Source organism: Ruegeria sp. BH6, assembly GCF_056538105.1.
The window spans coordinates 223,147-243,586 of the sequence record NZ_JBQFSR010000002.1; the positions used below are offsets into that span (position 1 = coordinate 223,147).

The window sequence follows — 20,440 nt, forward strand, 5'->3', positions numbered from 1 at the left end:
TGAAAATACCCCAACCAAAGGCAAAATCATCGGCGCGCCCCGCGTCACGGCAACCGGATCATGAGTGCAATCGACAATCTCCCTCCGCTACGCGAAGTTATCGCGACCCACCAGCTTTCGGCCCGCAAGTCGCTAGGGCAGAATTTTTTGCTGGACCTGAATCTGACGGCCAAGATCGCGCGTCAGGCCGGAGATCTTACGGAATGCGACGTGTTGGAAATTGGCCCCGGCCCCGGAGGCCTGACCCGTGGGTTGTTGTCAGAGGGCGCACGCAAGGTCGTGGCGGTGGAAAAAGACACACGCTGCATCGCGGTTCTGAACGATATCGCAGCCGCCTACCCCGGTCGGCTTGAGGTGATCAACGGCGATGCTCTTGAAATTGACCCGCTGGCGCATCTGACTTCACCGATTCGCATCGCAGCCAATCTGCCCTACAATGTCGGCACCGAGTTGCTGGTTCGCTGGCTTACCCCGCCGGAGTGGCCGCCCTTCTGGCAGAGCCTGACCCTGATGTTCCAGCGTGAGGTAGCCGAGCGTATCGTCGCCCAACCTGGCAGCAAGGCCTATGGCCGCCTCGCCATCCTCGCCCAATGGCGGGCCGAGGCGCGGATCGCAATGTCATTGCCGCCCGGCGCGTTTACCCCACCCCCCAAAGTCTCAAGCGCCGTTGTTCATCTGACCGCCCTGCCCGAGCCGCGTTACCCGGCCGATGCTGCCACACTGTCACGCGTCGTCGCGGCTGCCTTTAACCAGCGCCGGAAAATGCTACGCGCATCGTTAAAAGGTGTTGCATCGGATATCGAAGACAGGTTGCTCGCAGCTGGTATCCAGCCCACCGAACGGGCCGAACAGGTCCCGCTTGAGGCGTTTTGTGCTTTAGCGCGCGAAGTCAAAAAAGGCTGAAAGCAAAGAAAAAGCCCCGGACCATCCCAGGGCTTTCGCAATTTCGGAGGTTTATTTATTCCGCCGCTTCTGGCGCATCCCCATCCGTTTTGGGGGCATCCTCAACCGGTGCAGCCTTGGGCTTGCGCGCACGCGGGCGGCGTGCAGGTTTTTCTTTCTTCTCCGATTTCTCGGGCGCATCGACCACCGGGGCGGCATCTTTGCTTTCCGGGGTCTCGACCAGACCGGATTCGGGGGCGGAAGCTTCGGCTCCGAAATCCATCACGTCGGGTTGCGGTGCCTCGGCGGGATCGGCCTGACGGGCCGCTTCGCGCTCCTGTCGTTCGGCACGTTCCCGGTCACGCTCGGCCTGACGTTCGCGATTCTGGCGCTCCTGCTCTTCGCGGCGCGCTTCGATTTCGCGCTGCGCTTCGCTGAGCAGACGCAGATAATGCTCGGCGTGCTGCTGAAAGTTCTCAGCTGCCACACGGTCGTTACCTAGCTGGGCGTCGCGCGCCAGCTGGTTGTATTTGTCAATGATCTGCTGGGGCGTGCCGCGCACCTTGCCTTCGGGGCCTGAACTATCGAAAACCCGGTTAACAACGTTGCCGCCAGAGGGGCGATTGCGGTTATTCTTGGCCCGCGAGCGGGATTTAGAAGATCTCATCGTACTTTACGTCAGCCTTGTCATTCGGTGCCGATCAAGTCGCGTCCTGCACTGCTCAATGGCATTAGCCGTCACGCGATGTCGACTTTTTTGGGCTTGGCGTCAGGGGCCCGCTGAAACAGCGTCAACCTCTCCGACTAACTCTGAGTAAGCATGTCCAGCGCCTACAGACAAGAGGTTTGTCCAAAAATTCGCAGCTTTTTTACATTGATCGGCGCATTTCAGCCTCATCTTGCGCCAATTTTACGGCATTCTGGCGACAACAACACGATCTCGACCGTCCAGATCGGGGATAACGCCTGCATCAACTAGCCCAGCCGCTTGGAAAAGGGCTGCAACGGCCTTACCCTGTGTCGGTCCGATTTCAACCAGAATCCGCCCGCCGGGCATCAGAAAATCCGGGGCCGAGGCGGCAATATGGCGGTATGCGCCCAGCCCGTCCCCTTCGTCCGTCAGTGCCATGCGCGGTTCATGTTCACGCACCTCGGGGGACAGGTCCTGCATCTCCTCCAGCGAAATATAGGGCGGGTTTGCAACAATCAGGTCAAACAACCCTTCGATATTTTCAAACCAATCCGAGCGTAAAATCTCGACCCTGTCCTGCACCTGATGCTGCACCGCATTGGCGCTGGCTTGCAGACAGGCGGATTCGCTTAGATCCGCACCGATACCCGAAGCACTGGTGCGCTCGGCCAGCAGAGTAATCAAGATACAGCCAGAGCCTGTGCCCAAGTCCAGAACATGATCGAAAGGTTCGCTCAACGCCGCCTCGACCAGAGTTTCGGTTTCAGGGCGCGGGTCCAGCACATCTCGGCTGACACGGAACCTGCGACCATAAAACTCGCGCTCTCCCAGCAAGTGCGACACCGGCACGCGGATAGCCCGCAGCGAGATCAGGTGATCGTACCGTTCGGCAATCTCGGGCGACAGTTCCTCGGGCGCAATCAACGTGACTCGGCTGGCCTCTATCCGCGCGGCATGGGCCAGCAAAACCCGCGCATCTCGTGCCGGATCATCGACTCCAGCAGCGCGCAAGCGGGCGGTGGCGGCAACCATGGCCTGGGCGGCTGTCAACGCAGCGATCATTGTGCCATCTCGGCCAGCAGGCGGGCCTGGTCGTCAGCGGTCAGCGCGTCGATCACCTCATCCAGATCGCCCTGCATCACCTGATCCAGCTTATAGAGTGTCAGGTTAATGCGGTGATCCGTCATCCGCCCCTGCGGAAAATTATACGTCCTGATCCGCTCGGACCGGTCGCCCGAGCCTACCTGACTGGCGCGATCAGCGGATCGTTCGCTGTCGATCCGTTGGCGTTCAAGATCATACAGGCGCGTTTTAAGGACCTGCATCGCTATTTCACGGTTGCGGTGCTGAGACTTCTCGGAACTCGTCACCACCAGACCGCTGGGCAGGTGTGTGATCCGCACAGCCGAATCCGTCGTGTTAACGTGCTGCCCGCCCGCGCCCGAACTGCGCATTGTGTCGATGCGAATGTCATTGGCGTCGATCTGAATGTCCACATCCTCGGCCTCGGGCAGAACCGCCACGGTGGCTGCCGAGGTATGAATCCGCCCACCGCTTTCGGTTTCGGGTACTCGCTGAACGCGGTGTACACCGGATTCGTATTTCATGCGGGCAAAGACATTGTCGCCCTTGATGTGGGCCACTACCTCTTTAATACCGCCAAGGTCCGAGGCTTGCTCTTCAATGATCTCAAACTGCCAGCCGCGCGCTTCGGCATAGCGTTGATACATGCGCAGCAGATCGCCCGCGAACAACGCAGCCTCATCCCCGCCCGTTCCCGGGCGGATTTCCAACATCGCTGGACGCGCATCGGCCTTGTCCCGCGGCAACAACGCCAGTTGCAGGGCTTGTTCAGCCTGCGGGATACGGGCCTGAAGCTCAGGGATTTCTTCCTCGGCCAGCTCTTTCATGTCGGGATCGGCCAGCATCGTTTCCGCCTCGGCCAGATCGGCGACCAGCTGACGCCACGCCATGATCTGATCCACGACCGGCTTCAGATCAGAATACTCCTTGGCCAAGGCCGCAATATCCCCGCCCGAGGCGCCATCTGCCATGGCTGCTTCGAGATACTGGAATCGCTGAGTTATCTGTTCAAGGCGTTCTTCGGGGATCATCCGCGCGGTGTCTCTTAATCCGGCGCTTTGGTCAAGGGCCGTCCCTGTGCTAAGCTGACGCTATGACACGTTTGGCACTTGTTATTTTGTTGTGCGCAGCCCCGGCCATGGCCGATGTGGTCGGTCCCGGAGGCAAGGTACAGGACTGCTATTGCACCGACAAATCCGGAACGCGCATCGAGTTGGGTGAGATGATCTGCCTACAAGTCGACGGCCGCATGTTCACCGCCCAGTGCCAAATGTCCCTGAACGTCCCCATGTGGCGCGAAGTGCAAGAGGGGTGTTTGTCCTCAGGGCTGCAAAGCAGCCAGCCAGCCATCGACCCTGTTTCGGTTTACCCCGAAATCTCGCCGACCGAATCTTAACCGACCGTGGACGCGCAGAGTGTCTCCATCCTGCTGAATCGTGGTGTAATCTGGGAAGCCAAATACTTTACTGCGCGTTATGTAAGTGACCATCCCCTCTCGCACGGATCCCGCCAGCACATAGGTTCGGGGAGTATCTGTCACGATTTCATGCAGACGCGCAAAACGGTCGGGGTAACTTTCGATCCCCCGAAACACGCCGCCCGGCATATCGCGATCCGTGTCTCCGACAGGAGCGACGTGCCAACGATTGGGGTCTGATGGGGCTAAGCGAATGGCAGCCATGGCGATCAAGCAGGCAACCAATCCCCAAAACAACATTCTTTTCATCCCGATCCCATCGCTTTGCAAAACAATATTCGGATCGCTGGTCGTGGCAAGGCGCCACTGCCCCTATCGTGACGTCACGCCAGGTAGAATGCACAACATCTCGAACAGCAGGTTCGCCGCTGTCAGTGCGGTGTTGCCGGTAGCGTCATACGGAGGGGAAACCTCGACCAGATCACAGCCCACCACATTCATACCCGCCAGCGCGTGGATTAGCTGTAACGCCTGTGGCGTGGTCAGCCCGGCAATCTCGGGCGTGCCGGTGCCTGGGGCGATAGAGGGGTCCAGGCTGTCGATATCGTACGAGATGTAAACCGGATGCTCGCCGATCTCTTTGCGAATCTGGGCACCTGTCACGGTCAGATTTTGCTGCCACAGCTCCCAAGCAGGGAATTGGCGAAAGCCCCAGCCCTTAGCCTCGGTAAAATCCGATGCTGCGTAGCCCGAGCCGCGAATGCCGATCTGAAAGGTTTTATCAGGGACGATCAGCCGCTCTTCGTAGGCGCGGCGGAAAACCGTGCCATGCGTTTCTCTTTCACCAAACATCTCATCATTCACGTCTGCATGGGCATCGACATGGACCAGTGCCACCGGCCCGTGTTTGGCAGCGATTGACCGCAGGATCGGCAGGGTGATCGAGTGATCGCCCCCCATTGCCACTGGCGTCACACCCTGTGCCAGGATGGCATCATAGCTTTCCTTGATGATTTTCAGACTGTCGGCCAGCGAGAATGTATTGATCGCAAGATCGCCGATATCCGCGATTTGAAGGCTGTCGAACGGGGCCGCAAACGTGGCCATGTTATAGGGCCGGATCATCGCACTTTCGCTGCGGATCTGCTTGGGTCCGAACCGCGTGCCCGACCGCCACGAGGTGCCGATATCCATCGGAATGCCCAGCACGGCCACGTCCAGCCCGGCAAGCGAATCCACCTGCGGCAGGCGCATAAACGTGTTTGGGCCGGAGAACCGGGCCAGATCATTGCCGCTGATGGGTTGGTTATATTCTGTCATGCCCGTCATTCTCCCGTCCGGCCTTTTGGTTAACCTGATATCGGAAAGATGGCTAACCAATGGTTAAGCCTGTTGAACTAATCCGAGACCAGCTTATTCCACCCCAGCAGACAAATGATCTGCGTCGCCACATGCGCGCCCGCAATCGCCGTGGCACCGGACGTATCAAAAGGCGGAGAGACCTCGACCACGTCCCCCCCTTTGATGTTGATCCCGGCAATGTCGCGCAGGATGATCTGCGTTTGTATCGAAGTCAGCCCACCCCAGACGGGCGTGCCGGTGCCGGGGGCGAAGGCCGGGTCCAGACCGTCGATGTCAAAACTCAGGTAAACGGGGCTGTCGCCCAGAATACCCTTGATCTTTTGCGCCACGGCGGCAGGACCAGATTCATACACCTCGCGCGCGTCTATGATGTTGACGCCCAGCGTGTCCTCATTCGTAGTGCGAATTCCGACCTGAACCGAGCGTTTAGGGTCCACGATCCCCGATTTCACCGCCTTGTAAAACATCGTCCCGTGATCGACGCGGGACATGTCGTCATCGGCCCATGTGTCCGTGTGCGCATCGAATTGCAGCAGCGACATTGGCCCGTACTTCTCTGCATAGGCTTTTAGAATCGGAAAGCTGATATAGTGATCTCCGCCCAACGAAACCGAGGCCACGTCGGCCGCCAGAATAGTACGGATATGATCCGTCAACGTATCGGGAAAGGCCGGGATATTGGCGTAGTCATAGGCCATATCTCCGTAATCCACGATTGCCAATTCGCTGAGCGCGTCGAAGGGCCAACCATAGGGTGCATCCGGCGATTGCAGCGCGCTGGCCTCGCGAATTGCGCGGGGGCCAAGACGGGTACCAGGGCGGTTGGTCACGGCCTGATCGAACGGCACGCCGGTCACGGCGATATCTACGCCCTTCAGCTCTTTAGTATAGAGCCGCCGCAGGAATGACGTCGCACCACCGAACGTATTTTCAAATGACAACCCTTTGAGGTCCGGATTGGTGAATGCCTCATCCACCTGATTTTTTGCGTCTTCCAGTGCCATGTCTTCCCCCCATCAGCCCAAAGGCTGCGCCTTTTCAACGATCCGTGCAAAGAACGAGGCGCCAACCGGCGCAATCTCGTCATTGAAGTTGTATTTGGGGTGATGCAGTCCTGCGCCCTCACCCTGCCCCAGGAACAGATATGCGCCGGGCCGAGCCTGTAACATATAAGAAAAATCCTCGGCCCCCATCTCACGCCCTGCGTTGGCGGTTACCCGGTCAGCGCCCGAGATGTCGCGCGCGACATCGGCTGCGAAACCAGCCATTTCGGCGTCGTTGATCGTGGCGGGATAGTTCTTTTCATAGTCCAGCCGCGCCGAGACCCCATACGAGGTCGCCTGTCCCTGCACGATCTGTTCCATCCGCTCTATCACCATCTTCTGAACAGCAGGGTCAAACGTCCGGACTGTACCGTTGATGAAGGCCGTATCAGGGATCACATTGTTCACCGTTCCCGTGTGGATTTGCGTGACCGAGACCACCAGATCATCCAGCGCATAGTGGTTGCGGCTGACAATAGTCTGTATCGCTTGCGCGATACCACAGGCCGCCATCACCGGATCGCGTGTTTCATGCGGCATGGCGCCGTGGCCTCCGACGCCCTGAATATGAACCTCGAACGTGTCCACTGCCGCCATGATTGGCCCCGGCGTGGTGTAAAAGGACCCTTCGGCAAAACCGGGCGCGTTGTGCAGCGCATAGACCTGAGAGATATTGAACCGATCCATGATCCCCTCTTCGACCATGACACCAGCCCCGCCGCCCTCTTCTTCGGCGGGCTGAAAGATCAGCGCCACGCGACCGCGGAAATTCCGCGTCTCTGCCAGATAGCGTGCCGCACCCAAGAGCATCGTGGTGTGCCCGTCATGCCCGCAGGCGTGCATCTTGCCGGGGTTTTTGGACGCGTAAGATACGCCCGTCTCCTCAGGGATCGGCAAGGCGTCCATATCGGCGCGCAAGCCGATGGTCGGCCCCTCACCCTGCCCATTGATGATTGCCACTATGCCCGTCTTGGCAATACCCTCATGCAGCTCATCCACACCGAACTCGCGCAGTCGGTCTGCTACGAAGGCCGATGTTTCATAGCATTCGAACTCCAGTTCGGGGATCGAATGCAGGTGCTGGCGCCATGCGGCCATATCGGCAGAGAAATCTGCAATTCGGTTGACGACGGGCATCTGGGGTGGACTCCTGATCCTGACTGCGGAATGGATGCATCTGACACCGGAACGAAAGGGTTCGCAATGGCCGAAAATCCTCTGATCCACGACAGCGAAGCGGGTATCGAGCGTTTGCTGGAAATCATGCGCCGCCTGCGCGACCCGGAATCAGGCTGCCCGTGGGATATCGAACAGGATTTCGCCACCATCGCCCCTTATACGATCGAAGAAGCCTATGAGGTCGCCGATGCCATCGAACGCAACGCCTATGACGAGCTGAAGGGTGAGCTGGGTGACCTGCTGTTCCAGTCCGTCTTCCACGCGCAAATGGCTGAAGAGGCTGGACATTTCACTTTTCAGGACGTGGTGCGCACCATGTCGGACAAGATGGTCGACCGCCACCCGCATGTGTTCGGTGACGAATCCCGCGACAAATCTGCGGAACAGCAAACGGTGGATTGGGAAACCATCAAGGCAGCCGAGCGTGAGGGCAAGGAACAAAAAGGCGCTTTGGACGGTGTGGCCGCGAACCTGCCTGCCCTGTTGCGCGCCCATAAGCTGCAAAAACGCGCCGCCCGCGTGGGATTCGACTGGCCCGATGCCAGCCATGTGCTTGCCAAAATCACCGAAGAGGCAGCTGAGCTGGAAGAGGCCCGCAACAGCATGGATGCCGATGCGCTAGAGGACGAGTTTGGAGATTTGCTGTTCGTGATGGTCAATCTGGGCCGTCACCTGGGCATCGAACCCGAAGCCGCCCTGCGCCGTACCAACGCCAAGTTCACGCGGCGGTTCGAACAGGTCGAGGCACGTCTTGCCGCGCGCGGAAAAACGCCGTCGCAAAGTGATTTGGCCGAGATGGATGCGCTGTGGGATGAGGTGAAGATCGAAGAGCACCGCGCCAATGGCAAACTCCCGCCTGTGGACGCCGCGACCGAGGCCTGAAACCGCTGGACAAGTGGGGTGACACTTGCGAGTGTCCGCGCTTCAAGACCCCGGAGGCAAATCATGGCACCGCGCAAGATCATTATCGACACTGACCCCGGTCAGGACGACGCTGTCGCAATCTTGCTGGCGTTGGCCAGCCCTGATGAGATCGACGTGCTGGGCATCACAGCTGTTGCCGGGAATGTGCCGCTGGAACTGACCGCCAAAAACGCGCGGATTGTTTGTGAACTGGCCGGGCATACGCATATCCCCGTTTACGCTGGATGCGACCGTCCGTTGAACCGCGCTTTGGTCACCGCGGAGCATGTGCATGGTAAGACCGGGCTGGACGGCCCTGTCCTGCCCGATCCGGAGATGCCGCTGGCTGATGGGCACGCGGTCGACTTCATCATCGACACCCTGCGCGCGCAGGAACCGGGGACGGTGACGCTCTGCCCGCTGGGGCCCTTGACCAATATCGCCACGGCCTTTCAGAAAGCGCCCGATATCGTCGAGCGCGTGCAGGAAATCGTGCTGATGGGCGGGGCGTATTTTGAGGTGGGCAACATCACACCCACCGCTGAATTCAACATTTACGTTGACCCGGAAGCCGCTGAAATTGTGTTTAAATCTGGCGTTCACATCGTCGTGATGCCGCTGGATGTCACCCATGACGCCTTAGTCACGAAACATCGCAACGATGCGTTCCGTGCACTCGATTCAAAAGTCGGCCATGCGGTTGCCGAAATGACAGATTTCTTCGAACGCTTCGACAAAGAAAAATACGGCTCAGAGGGCGCGCCGCTGCACGACCCCTGCGTGACCGCATATCTGATCCGGCCCGAACTGTTCTCGGGCCGTCACGTCAATGTGCAGATCGAAACGCAATCCGACCTGACCCTTGGTATGACCGTCGCTGATTGGTGGCGCGTGACGGATCATCCCCCCAATGCCATGTTCATGGGGGAAATCGACGCTGATGGATTCTTTGACCTGCTAACAGAAAGGCTGGCCCGCCTATGAGCGCCGCGCTGAAACTCGCCCGTCCCACAGATCTGGATCGCCTGATGTCGCTGGTCGCGGCCTTTCACGCCGAGGCCGGAATTGAACAGGACGCCGATCAACGTCGCGAGGCTCTGGCCCCGCTTCTTGAGGGCATCCCCCACGGGTGCGTCTATCTGATCGGACCCGGCCGCGCGCCGCTGGGCTATATCGTGCTGACCTTCGGCTGGTCGGTCGAATTTGGCGGTATGGACGGCTTTGTCGACGAGATCTACATCCGCCCCGCAGTTCGTGGTCGCGGGATCGCCACCGAAGTCCTGCTGGACTTGCCCAAAGCCCTTGCCGGGGCAGGATTGACCGCATTGCATCTTGAGGTCGACCGGACCAATGAAGCCACACAAAGACTGTATCTGCGCACCGGTTTCAAAGCACGAGACCGCTATGTGCTGATGAGCAAGCCGCTTTAGCGCGCCTCAACGCCCATATCGAATCCAGGAATGTCCATATCCATCACCGGGTCAGTGGACGACGCCTGCATCCCCGATACCGGATAAGTCCCCGGCCCCGAGCAGGCCGCCAAAAATACAGTGCTGATCACTGAAACTACGAGAAGGAATTTCGAACCAGTCATGGTGTACCCCCTTTTCTGTAATCCAGTCACAATAGGCCAGCTCAAATTGAGACAAATAGGAAAAAGTTCACACATAACGCGAATTATGCTGAGAAATATTTAGGGTTATGTTTTTTCCACACGTTAACAACGAGAAAGCGGCGCAAAATAATTCGGCAAAAAGGTCTTTCTTATCCGTTCCGCTACAATTTCATCTCGAAAAACAGCAGATGACCCTCGGCGATTTCCGGAATCTCGGCGTATGCGTCCCGCAGAACGAACCCCATTGAGAGGTACAGTCGGGTCGCTGTCTGCAAGGGTTTGCCAGTGTCCATGCGGATCAGGTCAAACCCCTGCTGGCGACATTGCTGGATCAAAGACAGCATGATGGAACGACCTGCCCCCGTACCGCGGGCGCTGTCCTGAACGAATACGCGCTTGATCTCGGCCACGCCCGGCTCGATCGTGTGGAACATGCCACATCCAACGGGCTGATCACCGACCAGCGCAAGACGCGCGCCACCGTTCGGCGGGCTGTGTTCGGCCTCGATGGCCTCCATCACACGGGCATATTTATCCTGCGAATAGATGGTTTGAACAATACGTTGCGACTTTTCATCCAGCGTCAGGAGGAAATCGCGGTATTCCCAACACAAACGCCGGACCGCATCAAAGTGGTCCGGCGTTCTGGGTTCTATGATGCTAAGCAACTGCCGATCCTCGATAAGGTACGAGGATCAGATTAACACTCAGCGCTTAAGGATCGAAGCCCCGGCGTATTCGGCAACTTCGCCCAACGATTCCTCGATACGGATCAATTGGTTGTACTTGGCCAACCGGTCCGATCGCGCCAGCGAGCCGGTTTTGATCTGACCGCAATTCGTCGCCACGGCTAGATCGGCGATGGTGGCATCCTCGGTCTCGCCCGAACGGTGCGACATCACGTTGGTATAACCCGCGCGGTGCGCCATATCGACGGCGCGCAGGGTTTCGGTCAACGAGCCGATCTGGTTCACCTTGACCAGCATCGAATTGGCGCAGCCGCGGTCGATCCCTTCAGCCAGACGTTCGGGGTTGGTCACGAACAGGTCGTCGCCCACCAGTTGAACACGGTCACCGATGGCATCGGTCAGCGCCTTCCAGCCGTCCCAGTCATCTTCGGACATGCCGTCTTCGATTGAGATGATCGGATAGTCTTTGACCAGCGCCGCCAGATACTCGGCGTTTTCTTCGGAGGTTAGCGAGATATTCTCACCCGACAGAACGTATTTGCCGTCGCGATAGTATTCAGTGGCAGCGCAGTCCAGCGCCAGGTGGATTTCTTCACCGGGTTTGTAGCCAGCCTTTTCAATGGACTGCAGGATGAAATCCAACGCCTCGCGGGTGGATGCGATGTTGGGGGCAAAGCCGCCCTCGTCGCCTACGCCGGTGGCTAGACCAGCAGCCGATAGTTCGCGTTTGAGGGTGTGGAAAACTTCGGACCCCATGCGCACGGCTTCGCGGATATTTGCGGCCGAAGTTGGCATGATCATGAATTCTTGAATATCGATCGGGTTGTCCGCGTGCTCACCCCCGTTGATGATGTTCATCATCGGCACTGGCAGAACACGAGCCGAGGTGCCACCCACATAGCGATACAGAGGCTGCGTGGTGAAATCCGCCGCTGCCTTAGCCGTGGCCAGCGAAACACCCAGAATGGCATTGGCGCCAAGCCGACCCTTGTTCTCGGTTCCGTCCAGTTCGATCATGGCGCCATCGATGGCAACCTGCTCGGTGGCGTCAAATCCCACCAGTTCTTCTGCAATCTCACCGTTCACGGCGGCGACGGCTTCAAGCACGCCCTTGCCCAAATAGCGCGATTTGTCACCGTCACGCTTTTCCACTGCTTCATAAGCGCCGGTCGACGCGCCCGAGGGCACAGCGGCGCGGCCCATGGTTCCGTCTTCCAGAATCACGTCGACCTCAACGGTCGGGTTGCCCCGGCTGTCCAAAATTTCGCGTGCGTGGATGTCGATAATGGTGCTCATGAGGCCCGTTCCTGTGGCTGCAATCAGTTGCACGCCTCATACCATCACCGGGCAAAAAGTAAACCAGTCATGTTATCGCTAACATGTATATTTCCGGTCCTTTAGGGCTAACAATTACCTGTTTGCGCCAACGTGCGACGATCCGTCAGGCTGCAACTGCCAGTTCACGGGCCAAACGGCGTTCGCGAATAAAGGTGTACATGCCCGACCCCATGATCAACGTGGCCCCGGCCAGCGTCATCAGGTCCGGGCGTTCGCCGAACATCAGCATCCCCGCGGCGATCGAGAAGATCAGCCGGGTATAGCGGAAGGGCGTCAGGGCCGAAGCCTCACCAATCCGCATGGCGATGACGATGCCGTAATAACCCAGGAAACCAAAGCCAACGGCACCCAGATAGGGACCGATCTGCCAAGTATTTAAAGGCACAACGGGTTGTGCGGAAAACACCATCAACGCCACGCCAGCAAATGCCACGGCGACATAGGCCTGCAGGGCGACCACGGACGAGGCCACGCGAACATCCAGCTTACGGGTGATCAGGTCGCGCGCGGCGATGGCAAGCACACTGGCCACGACAAACAACGACTCGGGTTGAAACCCGGCCAGCCCGGGGCGGATGATCATCAGCACGCCGATGAAGCCGATGCCAATCGCGCTCCACCGTCGCCAACCGACATGCTCGCCCAGAAACAGCGCGGCCCCCATGGTGACGGCCAGCGGCATCGCCTGAAACACAGCAGCCACGGTGGACAGATCAACCAGAGACAGCGCGGTCACAAAACTCAGCGCCCCAACCGCTTCGGTCCCGGCGCGCATCAGAGGCAGCGGCTGCCACGCCACCGGATCAAGGATACGTTTGCGCGTGGCCAACGACATCACGACAAAGGCCAGGCTGCAGATCACACCCAACACAACCATGATCTGACCGGTCGGCACTGTCACCGACAGATGCTTGATGAACATATCCTCAAGCGCAAAAGCCGCCATCGCGCCGACGACCAACAAAATGCCGTGTACGTTGTTCATGACCGTGTCCGTTGAATCCTGCGGCCCCAATGCCGCTTTTCTCAGCAAAATCGCAAGAAAGCCGTTCAGGCAAGCATTATCCGCCCGGAAAGCATGAATTCCCGTGCGCCTGTCGTTCGCGTTTTGTGATGAGTCAGTCCTGTTCCAGCGGCACGCCGTACAGTTCCAGCCGGTGGCCTTTCAGCTTATACCCCAGCTTGGCCGCGATCTTTTCCTGCAACACTTCGATCTCGGGGTCGACGAATTCGATCACCTTGCCGGATTGCATGTCGATCAAATGGTCATGATGATCACGCTCAGCATCTTCATACCGCGCGCGCCCATCACCGAATTCCAGCCGGTCAAGAATTCCCGCTTCTTCGAACAGTTTGACAGTGCGATAGACCGTGGCAATCGAGATGCCCGAATCCACTTTCGAGGCACGAGCATACAGTTCCTCAACATCCGGGTGATCCTCACTTTGTTGCAGCACCTGCGCGATTGTGCGGCGCTGGCCGGTCATGCGCAGACCTTTTGATTCACAGCGGGCGATGATCGTATCGGACATAAGTGACCCTCAGAGTAGTTCGGGATTCTGTCTTAGTACGTCTGCGCGGATCGCGCCACAGGGGAATTGCGGCCTAGGCCACCCGTCTCAGGTCCGCCCAGATCGGCAGATGATCGGACGCAATATGCGCAGGCCGTGCGTCGTGCACGCCGTGGACGACCGCCTCAAGCCCTGCGCCCAGCGCGATGCGGTCAAGGGCCCCCAGGGGCTGTGCGGCCGGAAAGCTTGGAACCGGTGCCAAAAAGCGCATATCCGGGGCCAAATGGTCCAACACAGGCTGGCGCGACCATTCGTTGAAGTCCCCGGCCCAGACGGTGGGCATGTTGTCCAGATCATCGTCAAAGCGGCGGATGTGCGTGATCTGCTGCCGCCGGGATGCGGGCAACAGGCCCAGATGCATCCCCATCACGCGCAGCGGCCCGATTTGGGTGTCGAATTCCACACGCACGGCTCCCCGCGGCTCCAGCCCAGGCAGATCGTGGTGCCCGGCCTGCCGAACCTGAATCGAATTTCCGCGCCAGATCACAGCGTTTCCATGCCAGCCCAGACTGCCGGCCCCACCCAGATCAACGATCTGCCAGCCGGCCTCATCCAACATGAAATGTGGTAAGGCGGCAGGTCGGGGCGGCAAGCGTTTGTCGGCCTCTTGCAACACCACGATATCAGCCTGCATGCTCTCGATGACCTGCATGATACGCTGGGGCTGCCGCCGAAAATCCAGCCCCACACATTTCTGAATGTTATAGCTGGCGATACGCAGGGTTGATGGTTTGGTCATTAGCATCCTGTGTCTGACATCAAAGGTTCCTCGGCCACCCGGCCCCTATTTAAATTGTGTAATCATAAGGTTGGCGGGCTCACCCCCTTCTGCGGATGAGCTATGGCCTGTTCCCTTGACATCTTCGGCCCAAAACAAGTCACCCGTTTTGAAATCACGTATTTCGCCCGACCCCGCCTGAACACGGAACGTACCGGACAGAACCGTCGCAAGTTGGGGTTTCGGGGAACGGTGTTGAACCCCTTTCCACCCAGCAGGCAATGACAAGAAGGCAATACGCGCGGCATCGACCTCTTTTGAGACCAGAAACGGTGCGGCCGGGGGGGCAAACGTCTTGAGCTCGAAATCAATCTCACGATTTTCAAAATAAGACACTCCGTCCGCGTCTTCCAACAAAATGGCGTAGCGCATTTTATGCTCCCTAAAACAAAACTGATTTTATCTGCAGTTCCCCCGGTTGCGTCCATTATGCAGCATTATGTGCCGATGGTAAGTCGCTTGGCATTATGTTCAGAAGAACGCCCACTAGACAGCTTAAAAACTAGACGTTCAAGTTTTGATATTCGCTATGTCCCACAGAACGTCGCGTGGACCACTTCGCTTTCGGCCGGCGGATGTGTCAGGTCGGTTGCGTCGGGTTGATCCTCATAGGCGCGGGCAAGCACCGCATTTAACCGATGGAACGGGGCAAAATCGCCTTGGACAGCAGCCTGTATCATCTGCTCGACCCGGTGGTTGCGCGGGATAAAGGCCGGGTTGGCGGCGTTCATCACCGTCTGCGGGTCATTTTCACGGGCCAGCCGAGCCTGCCATCCGTCGGCCCATTCATCATAAGCTTCGGGGTTCACGAACTGATTGCGGGCCTTGTCACTGCCCAGCGCACGGAACGTATTGGTGAAATCGGCACTGTTGTGCGCCATCCGAGTCAGCAGATCGGTGATCAACGCCTCGTCGCCCTTATCCTCGGTCGTCAAACCGATCTTGGCGCGGAAGCGGGCCAGCCATTCCTGTTGGATCAGTCCCGGCATTGCATGCACGATCTCAGTGGCCTCTTGAACGGCGGCTTCGGGGTCCTCGACCTGCTGAATCAAAGAGGTCGCCAATTGCGCCAGGTTCCACACGGCGATGTCCGGCTGATTGGAATAGGCATATCGTCCCATCCGGTCGATTGAACTGAAGACCGTATTCGGGTGATAGATGTCCATGAAGGCGCAAGGTCCATAGTCGATGGTCTCGCCAGTGATCGAGAAATTGTCGGTGTTCATCACCCCGTGGATAAACCCGACGCTCATCCATTGCGCAATCAGCCGCGCCTGCGCGTCCCGGACCGCGCGCAGCAGGCCCATTGGATCTTCGGCCTGCGGATAGTGTCGGGCGATGGCGTATTCGGTCAGCCGCTTCAAGCTGTCGACCTGCCGTCGTGCGGCAAACACCTGAAACGTCCCCACGCGCAGATGGCTTTGCGCAACGCGAGTCAGCACCGCGCCCGGCATCGGGCCTTCGCGCAAGACGATCTCTCCTGTCTCAACCGCAGCCAGCGCACGGGTGGTCGGGATGCCCAGCGCGTGCATCGCCTCGGATACCACGTATTCGCGCAGAACTGGCCCAAGCCACGCGCGGCCATCGCCCTGGCGGCTGAACGGGGTCTGTCCCGAGCCCTTCAACTGAATATCCCGCCGCACGCCGTCTGTTCCGATCGTCTCACCCAGCAATACCGCACGCCCATCGCCGAGCTGCGGGTTGTAGGTGCCGAACTGATGGCCGGAATAAAGCTGAGCAATCGGCTCGGCCCCTTCAGGCAGGGCATTCCCAGCGAAAACCTCGGCCATTTCCTGCACATCGCCCGGAGTAACCCCCAGAACGCGGGCCAGATCTTCATTAAACGCAATCAAACGCGGAGCGCGCACCGGCACCGGCACTTGCCGGGCGAAAAAAGTGTTGGGAAGACGGGCATAGCTGTTGTCAAACGGGATATTCAAGGTCATGCGGCAAACATATGGTGGATACACGTAAATACCATAGCGGATCGCACGCCTGCGTGCATAATCACCACAACCAAGCAAGAGGCCCTAATGACCGCGCAAGAGATCATCGACCACCTTCAGTTGCAGCGCCACCCCGAGGGCGGTTGGTTCCGCGAAACTTGGCGAGCCGACAACCAAGGCCGCGCCACCGGCACCTGTATCTATTTCCTGCTGCAAGCAGGTGAGCACAGCCACTGGCACCGCGTCGATGCGACCGAGATCTGGCTGTATCATGCCGGCGCGCCACTGACCCTGTCCCTCAGCGCCACCGATGACGGCCCTGCCACCGATCACTTGCTGACCACCGACCTGACCAAAGGCGCGCCACAATTGGTTGTACCCAAGAACCACTGGCAATCAGCGCAATCGACCGGGGACTACACACTGGTCAGTTGCACTGTCTCCCCCGGATTCGAATTCGACGGCTTTGTGCTGGCCGCGCCGGGGTTCGACATCGCGCGCGGGTAGGTCATGGATCACCGCGCCCTCATAGCGTCGATCCCGCCCGAGGCGAAAGACAGCCTTCAGCAACGATCCAATGCGGCCGGGCTGAAGCATTTGGCGGCGTATGGCATAGTACTGGCGGGCACCTCTGCCTGTATCGCATTGCGGGTGCCGCTTTGGCCTCTGTTTATCCTTCCCCAAGGCATCCTTCTGGTTTTCCTGTTTACGCTCAGCCACGAGTGTACGCACAAGACACCGTTTCGCAGCGGCTGGTTGAACGATGTCATCGGGCATCTGGTTTCGATCCCTATCGCCCTGCCCTTTACGTGGTTTCGGTATTTCCATCTGGCCCATCACAAATGGACCAACCACCCGGAAAAAGACCCGGAGCTGGGTGGTAAACCGCGACCCGGGAATTGGCGGGACCTGCTGATTTACCTAAGCGGCTGGCCGTATTGGACCGGGATGGCAAAGGTTCTGATGCAAAACGCTTTTGGCCGGATCAACGCGCCCTACCTGCCTGCCCGCCAACACCACGCCATGCGTATTGAGGCGCGGCTATTGCTGGTTCTTTACGTCCTTGTCGGTCTCAGCCTGCTCTATTCTTCAGTATTGTTCTGGCTATGGATTCTACCGGTGCTGATCGCGCAACCCTTCTTGCGCCTCTATCTATTAGCCGAACATGGCCTCTGCCCCTCAGTCGCCAATATGCTCGAGAACTCTCGCACCACTTTCACCAACCGCATCGTCCGGTTTCTGGCCTGGAACATGCCCTACCACGCCGAACACCACGCTTTTCCCAATGTGCCGTTCCATCGGTTACCAGCGCTGCACAGATGGACCCAGGCTCATCTAAAGACGACCTCGGATGGATACTCGAAGTTTGCGGGCGATTACACACGCGCACTCAAGAGCTGATCTGCTGTTCAATGATCGGTTGGATGTACGAATACCCTGATAGCTGCACGGCCTGTCCGAACGGTATCACCATCGTGTACCGGTGCAACCAAGGGAGTTGGAAGCCAGATGAAATGAAACTTCAGCTCTCCTATCGCCCCTTTCTTTTGCCGTGGCACTAGAGCCGCATTACTCAGATATGCCGTGTAAGAAATACTCAGTTCTTGATCACCGGGGCGCTGTTCTCCCGCGAAGGCAAACCTAACACTCTCGACCCGGCCCACGCCCAAATCTCCCGAAAACAGAACTTCCCCAGACGTCGGTATAAAATGGCTTCGAAACGCACAGCCGGTTACCGTCATCTGCATCACCAAATTCGGATTGCTCTGCGCCAATTTCTTATCGCTCTCATTTTGAGCGAAGAGCTCTGAGCCTTGGTACTTCACCGCGAATTCTTCGTACTCATCAAATTCGGTGGACATGTGAACGGGCTGAAAATAATCCGGGCATGCGTGATCAGCCGGTTGCATGATCATGGTGATGACGCCACCGGTACTAAAGTCCAAATACCAATTACGCGCATTGGCGACGGTGCCAAGAGCGGTCAACAGCAGGGTGAAAAGTGCAATGAGGACACGTGCCATTTCTAGTTTTCTGCCTTTAGATTACCGAACCAACCACGGATTCGCAGCTCTACGGGAACTTGCACCTCAGTGTTCTCAATATGAAAACGAACGGCACTCTCCCTGTACTCGATTCTCATCGAGCCGATAACGGGGCTCATACTGTTTTCGCCGCCAAAACGCCCTGGCGGTTTAACCTGATATTCATCCAAGTCAATATGTTGTTGGCTTTGAAATGTCAGGGCCAGTTCAGCTGATCCCGGTGGAAGCGTCTTGTGGTGATCCACGGTGAACTCTCCAACCTTTCCCGATAAGGTGAGCTCTGCCCCCATAAACTCTGGGAACCCCATATAGTCGCAAAAGAACAATGCTCCGCTCAGCAGCAGGCGATTGTCTTCTTTAAGTTGTTCTTCTTTCAGGAACGCTTGCGGAAACCGAGCTGATGAGACCGAGCTGTTCCAGCTTGGCCCCGTTCGGTCCGGCTCAATCTTTCCAGCGCGGCGCACCACGACGGCTCTGTCTTTTTTCCCTGTTTTCACGAACTGCTTCAGATCAATTCTGTATGCCGGTCCAACATCTTCAAAAAGCTCGATTACTGCGGGCGTTGCCGGAACAGTACAGCTGTATGTGCCCCCCGTTGTCACAGGTGTCAGCCGTTTTTTCCCGGAGTTTGCCACGAGGTGGATCTTGGCCTCATCGGACAGCACCGCCCCCACAGAAAACGAAAGAGCAAGCACAAAGCAAAAGACATAGTAATTTCTGTGTAACGTCACTAAAAAAAATCCAATTTCTGATCTCTGGTAGAAACGGTCTTACCCCGCCACCGTACTCACCACCCCACCGCCAACCAGCGCCTTGACACCGGTTGTTCCAGGGCATGAGGTCGGCAACCCACGTGCCACGCGTACTGCGAGATAGGCGAAGGCCTGTGCCTCGAGCATGTCGCCGTCCAACCCTACCGCTTCGACCGGCTCGACCGGGCAGTCCAGTGCGACGCGCAGCATCTCCATCAGCACCGGGTTATGCCGCCCGCCGCCAGTGACCAGAAGACGCGCAGGCGGTTTGGGGCAATGTTCCATCCCCTGCAGCACGCCCGCCGCACACATGCCGGTCAGTGTGGCAACCGCGTCGGCGTCGTTTAGCTCCTGAACCAACCGGATCATCTCGGCAAAGTCGTTCCGGTCAAGAGACTTAGGGGGCATTCGGGTAAAGTAAGGCTCGGCCAGAAACAGTTCGAGCGCGCCCATCTCGACCGTGCCGCCACGCGCAACCGCACCATCGCGGTCCATCGGCAGGCCCAGACGCGCCTGCATCAGGTCATCAACGGGTGCATTGGCGGGACCGGTGTCAAAGGCCAGCAGAGCTCCGGGCGCTTCCGGGCCGTCAAAGCCGGGGTCCACATAAGTCAGGTTTCCCACCCCGCCGAGGTTCAAAAAACACAGCGGCTGGGTCGCCCCGATCCATTTGGCGCAGGCAAAGTGAAAGAATGGTGCTAGGGGCGCACCTTCCCCCCCCATCGCCACGTCGTCACTGCGGAAATCCCAGACGACCGGCACGCCTAAAGCCTGCGCCAACCCCTCGCCGTCGCCCACTTGTAACGTACCCCGCCCATGTGGTTCGTGCGCCAGAGTCTGCCCGTGAAAGCCGATCAGGTCGACCTCTTCAAACTCCGAGAGCGCCTCGGCGTGCGCAATGGTGACCAGCTCAGCCGCCTTGTCCACGTCCGGGCCGTGCCATTGACCCAGCGCCGCGCGCAGATCGCTGCGCTCGGCCTCGGTATAGGCGCGATAGCCGCTTGGGCCAAAACCGATGATGTGATGCCCATCGGTTTCCACCACCGCAGCATCCACACCGTCCAGCGACGTGCCAGACATTGCACCCAGGGCTTTGATCGGCCCGCCTTTCCTGATGGCCCGGTTCACGCTCACCTCATTTATCTT

At 58.5% G+C, this 20,440-nt stretch carries 25 protein-coding genes; 7 read left to right on the forward strand and 18 right to left on the reverse strand.

Annotated features, from left to right (window positions below; translation table 11 throughout):
• Positions 1–60: 60 nt before the first annotated feature.
• On the forward strand, positions 61–903 hold the full coding sequence (rsmA, locus tag ACR0B8_RS06290) for a 16S rRNA (adenine(1518)-N(6)/adenine(1519)-N(6))-dimethyltransferase RsmA (RefSeq protein ID WP_226688356.1): 843 nt from the start codon (positions 61–63) through the stop codon (positions 901–903).
• A gap of 55 nt (positions 904–958) precedes the next feature.
• Here rsmA and ACR0B8_RS06295 read toward each other — a convergent pair whose 3' ends face one another.
• The 3 genes from ACR0B8_RS06295 to prfA form a co-directional block, all read right to left on the reverse strand.
• A complete protein-coding gene (locus ACR0B8_RS06295; protein ID WP_170348945.1) occupies positions 959–1,549 on the reverse strand; it encodes a DUF4167 domain-containing protein in 591 nt (196 codons plus the stop codon).
• Positions 1,550–1,792: 243 nt separating this feature from the next.
• Complete coding sequence (gene prmC / locus ACR0B8_RS06300; protein WP_170375656.1) at positions 1,793–2,635, reverse strand: peptide chain release factor N(5)-glutamine methyltransferase; 843 nt, start codon at positions 2,633–2,635, stop codon at positions 1,793–1,795.
• Positions 2,632–3,687 (reverse strand): peptide chain release factor 1, encoded by a 1,056-nt coding sequence (prfA, locus tag ACR0B8_RS06305; RefSeq protein WP_170358823.1) that lies wholly within the window; start codon positions 3,685–3,687, stop codon positions 2,632–2,634. Before prfA ends, prmC begins: the two co-directional genes overlap by 4 nt.
• A gap of 62 nt (positions 3,688–3,749) precedes the next feature.
• Here prfA and ACR0B8_RS06310 point away from each other — a divergent pair, with 62 nt between their 5' ends.
• Entirely contained in the window at positions 3,750–4,052 is a 303-nt protein-coding gene (locus tag ACR0B8_RS06310; RefSeq protein ID WP_226688355.1) for a hypothetical protein, read from the forward strand.
• Here ACR0B8_RS06310 and ACR0B8_RS06315 read toward each other — a convergent pair.
• The 4 genes from ACR0B8_RS06315 to ACR0B8_RS06330 all read right to left on the reverse strand — a co-directional run bounded on the left by ACR0B8_RS06315 (position 3,978) and on the right by ACR0B8_RS06330 (position 7,615).
• Positions 3,978–4,382 carry a DUF1499 domain-containing protein gene (locus ACR0B8_RS06315; protein WP_480659798.1) on the reverse strand — a complete coding sequence of 135 codons (405 nt, stop codon included), beginning with the start codon at positions 4,380–4,382 and terminating at the stop codon, positions 3,978–3,980. The two genes, ACR0B8_RS06310 and ACR0B8_RS06315, sit on opposite strands and share 75 nt — an antisense overlap.
• A 63-nt stretch (positions 4,383–4,445) precedes the next feature.
• Complete coding sequence (gene speB / locus ACR0B8_RS06320; RefSeq protein ID WP_226688353.1) at positions 4,446–5,393, reverse strand: agmatinase; 948 nt, start codon at positions 5,391–5,393, stop codon at positions 4,446–4,448.
• 77 nt (positions 5,394–5,470) lie between these two features.
• Positions 5,471–6,439, reverse strand: a complete 969-nt coding sequence (gene speB, locus ACR0B8_RS06325; protein WP_170348951.1) for an agmatinase — start codon at positions 6,437–6,439, stop codon at positions 5,471–5,473.
• Positions 6,440–6,451: 12 nt separating this feature from the next.
• Positions 6,452–7,615 (reverse strand): M20 aminoacylase family protein, encoded by a 1,164-nt coding sequence (locus tag ACR0B8_RS06330; protein WP_480658142.1) that lies wholly within the window; start codon positions 7,613–7,615, stop codon positions 6,452–6,454.
• Positions 7,616–7,681: 66 nt separating this feature from the next.
• Between ACR0B8_RS06330 and mazG the strand changes: the two genes are divergently transcribed.
• The 3 genes from mazG (at position 7,682) to ACR0B8_RS06345 (ending at position 9,990) form a co-directional block, all read left to right on the forward strand.
• Entirely contained in the window at positions 7,682–8,539 is an 858-nt protein-coding gene (gene mazG, locus ACR0B8_RS06335) for a nucleoside triphosphate pyrophosphohydrolase (protein WP_226688801.1), read from the forward strand.
• Between the two features lie 63 nt (positions 8,540–8,602).
• Positions 8,603–9,544, forward strand: a complete 942-nt coding sequence (locus ACR0B8_RS06340) for a nucleoside hydrolase (RefSeq protein ID WP_170358833.1) — start codon at positions 8,603–8,605, stop codon at positions 9,542–9,544.
• The gene (locus tag ACR0B8_RS06345; RefSeq protein ID WP_170348955.1) at positions 9,541–9,990 is read left to right on the forward strand and encodes a GNAT family N-acetyltransferase; all 450 of its coding nucleotides are present in this window, start codon (positions 9,541–9,543) and stop codon (positions 9,988–9,990) included. Before ACR0B8_RS06340 ends, ACR0B8_RS06345 begins: the two co-directional genes overlap by 4 nt.
• Here ACR0B8_RS06345 and ACR0B8_RS06350 read toward each other — a convergent pair.
• The 8 genes from ACR0B8_RS06350 to ACR0B8_RS06385 all read right to left on the reverse strand — a co-directional run bounded on the left by ACR0B8_RS06350 (position 9,987) and on the right by ACR0B8_RS06385 (position 16,497).
• Positions 9,987–10,154: a hypothetical protein gene (locus tag ACR0B8_RS06350; RefSeq protein WP_165590747.1), complete on the reverse strand. Its 168-nt coding sequence runs from the start codon at positions 10,152–10,154 to the stop codon at positions 9,987–9,989. The genes ACR0B8_RS06345 and ACR0B8_RS06350 overlap by 4 nt on opposite strands.
• A 182-nt stretch (positions 10,155–10,336) precedes the next feature.
• The gene (locus tag ACR0B8_RS06355; RefSeq protein WP_170358835.1) at positions 10,337–10,843 is read right to left on the reverse strand and encodes a GNAT family N-acetyltransferase; all 507 of its coding nucleotides are present in this window, start codon (positions 10,841–10,843) and stop codon (positions 10,337–10,339) included.
• Between the two features lie 39 nt (positions 10,844–10,882).
• On the reverse strand, positions 10,883–12,160 hold the full coding sequence (gene eno, locus ACR0B8_RS06360) for a phosphopyruvate hydratase (protein ID WP_170396072.1): 1,278 nt from the start codon (positions 12,158–12,160) through the stop codon (positions 10,883–10,885).
• A 145-nt stretch (positions 12,161–12,305) separates the two neighbouring features.
• A complete protein-coding gene (locus tag ACR0B8_RS06365) occupies positions 12,306–13,187 on the reverse strand; it encodes a DMT family transporter (protein ID WP_226688351.1) in 882 nt (293 codons plus the stop codon).
• A gap of 133 nt (positions 13,188–13,320) precedes the next feature.
• Entirely contained in the window at positions 13,321–13,734 is a 414-nt protein-coding gene (locus tag ACR0B8_RS06370) for a Fur family transcriptional regulator (RefSeq protein WP_170396076.1), read from the reverse strand.
• A 73-nt stretch (positions 13,735–13,807) separates the two neighbouring features.
• Complete coding sequence (locus ACR0B8_RS06375; RefSeq protein ID WP_226688350.1) at positions 13,808–14,518, reverse strand: endonuclease/exonuclease/phosphatase family protein; 711 nt, start codon at positions 14,516–14,518, stop codon at positions 13,808–13,810.
• A 39-nt stretch (positions 14,519–14,557) separates the two neighbouring features.
• Entirely contained in the window at positions 14,558–14,923 is a 366-nt protein-coding gene (locus ACR0B8_RS06380) for a cupin domain-containing protein (RefSeq protein ID WP_170396078.1), read from the reverse strand.
• 155 nt (positions 14,924–15,078) lie between these two features.
• Complete coding sequence (locus ACR0B8_RS06385) at positions 15,079–16,497, reverse strand: protein adenylyltransferase SelO (RefSeq protein WP_226688349.1); 1,419 nt, start codon at positions 16,495–16,497, stop codon at positions 15,079–15,081.
• Between the two features lie 87 nt (positions 16,498–16,584).
• Between ACR0B8_RS06385 and ACR0B8_RS06390 the strand changes: the two genes are divergently transcribed.
• Complete coding sequence (locus ACR0B8_RS06390) at positions 16,585–17,004, forward strand: cupin domain-containing protein (protein ID WP_170358841.1); 420 nt, start codon at positions 16,585–16,587, stop codon at positions 17,002–17,004.
• Positions 17,005–17,007: 3 nt separating this feature from the next.
• Positions 17,008–17,898, forward strand: a complete 891-nt coding sequence (locus ACR0B8_RS06395; RefSeq protein WP_480658137.1) for a fatty acid desaturase — start codon at positions 17,008–17,010, stop codon at positions 17,896–17,898.
• An 8-nt stretch (positions 17,899–17,906) separates the two neighbouring features.
• Here ACR0B8_RS06395 and ACR0B8_RS06400 read toward each other — a convergent pair whose 3' ends face one another.
• The 3 genes from ACR0B8_RS06400 to ACR0B8_RS06410 are packed head-to-tail and all read right to left on the reverse strand — an operon-like array spanning position 17,907 to position 20,374.
• Positions 17,907–18,521, reverse strand: coding sequence for a hypothetical protein (locus ACR0B8_RS06400; protein WP_480658135.1), 615 nt, complete (start codon positions 18,519–18,521; stop codon positions 17,907–17,909).
• A 2-nt stretch (positions 18,522–18,523) separates the two neighbouring features.
• Entirely contained in the window at positions 18,524–19,273 is a 750-nt protein-coding gene (locus ACR0B8_RS06405) for a hypothetical protein (protein ID WP_480658133.1), read from the reverse strand.
• Positions 19,274–19,312: 39 nt separating this feature from the next.
• The gene (locus ACR0B8_RS06410; protein WP_480658262.1) at positions 19,313–20,374 is read right to left on the reverse strand and encodes an anhydro-N-acetylmuramic acid kinase; all 1,062 of its coding nucleotides are present in this window, start codon (positions 20,372–20,374) and stop codon (positions 19,313–19,315) included.
• Between the last annotated feature and the right edge of the window lie 66 nt (positions 20,375–20,440).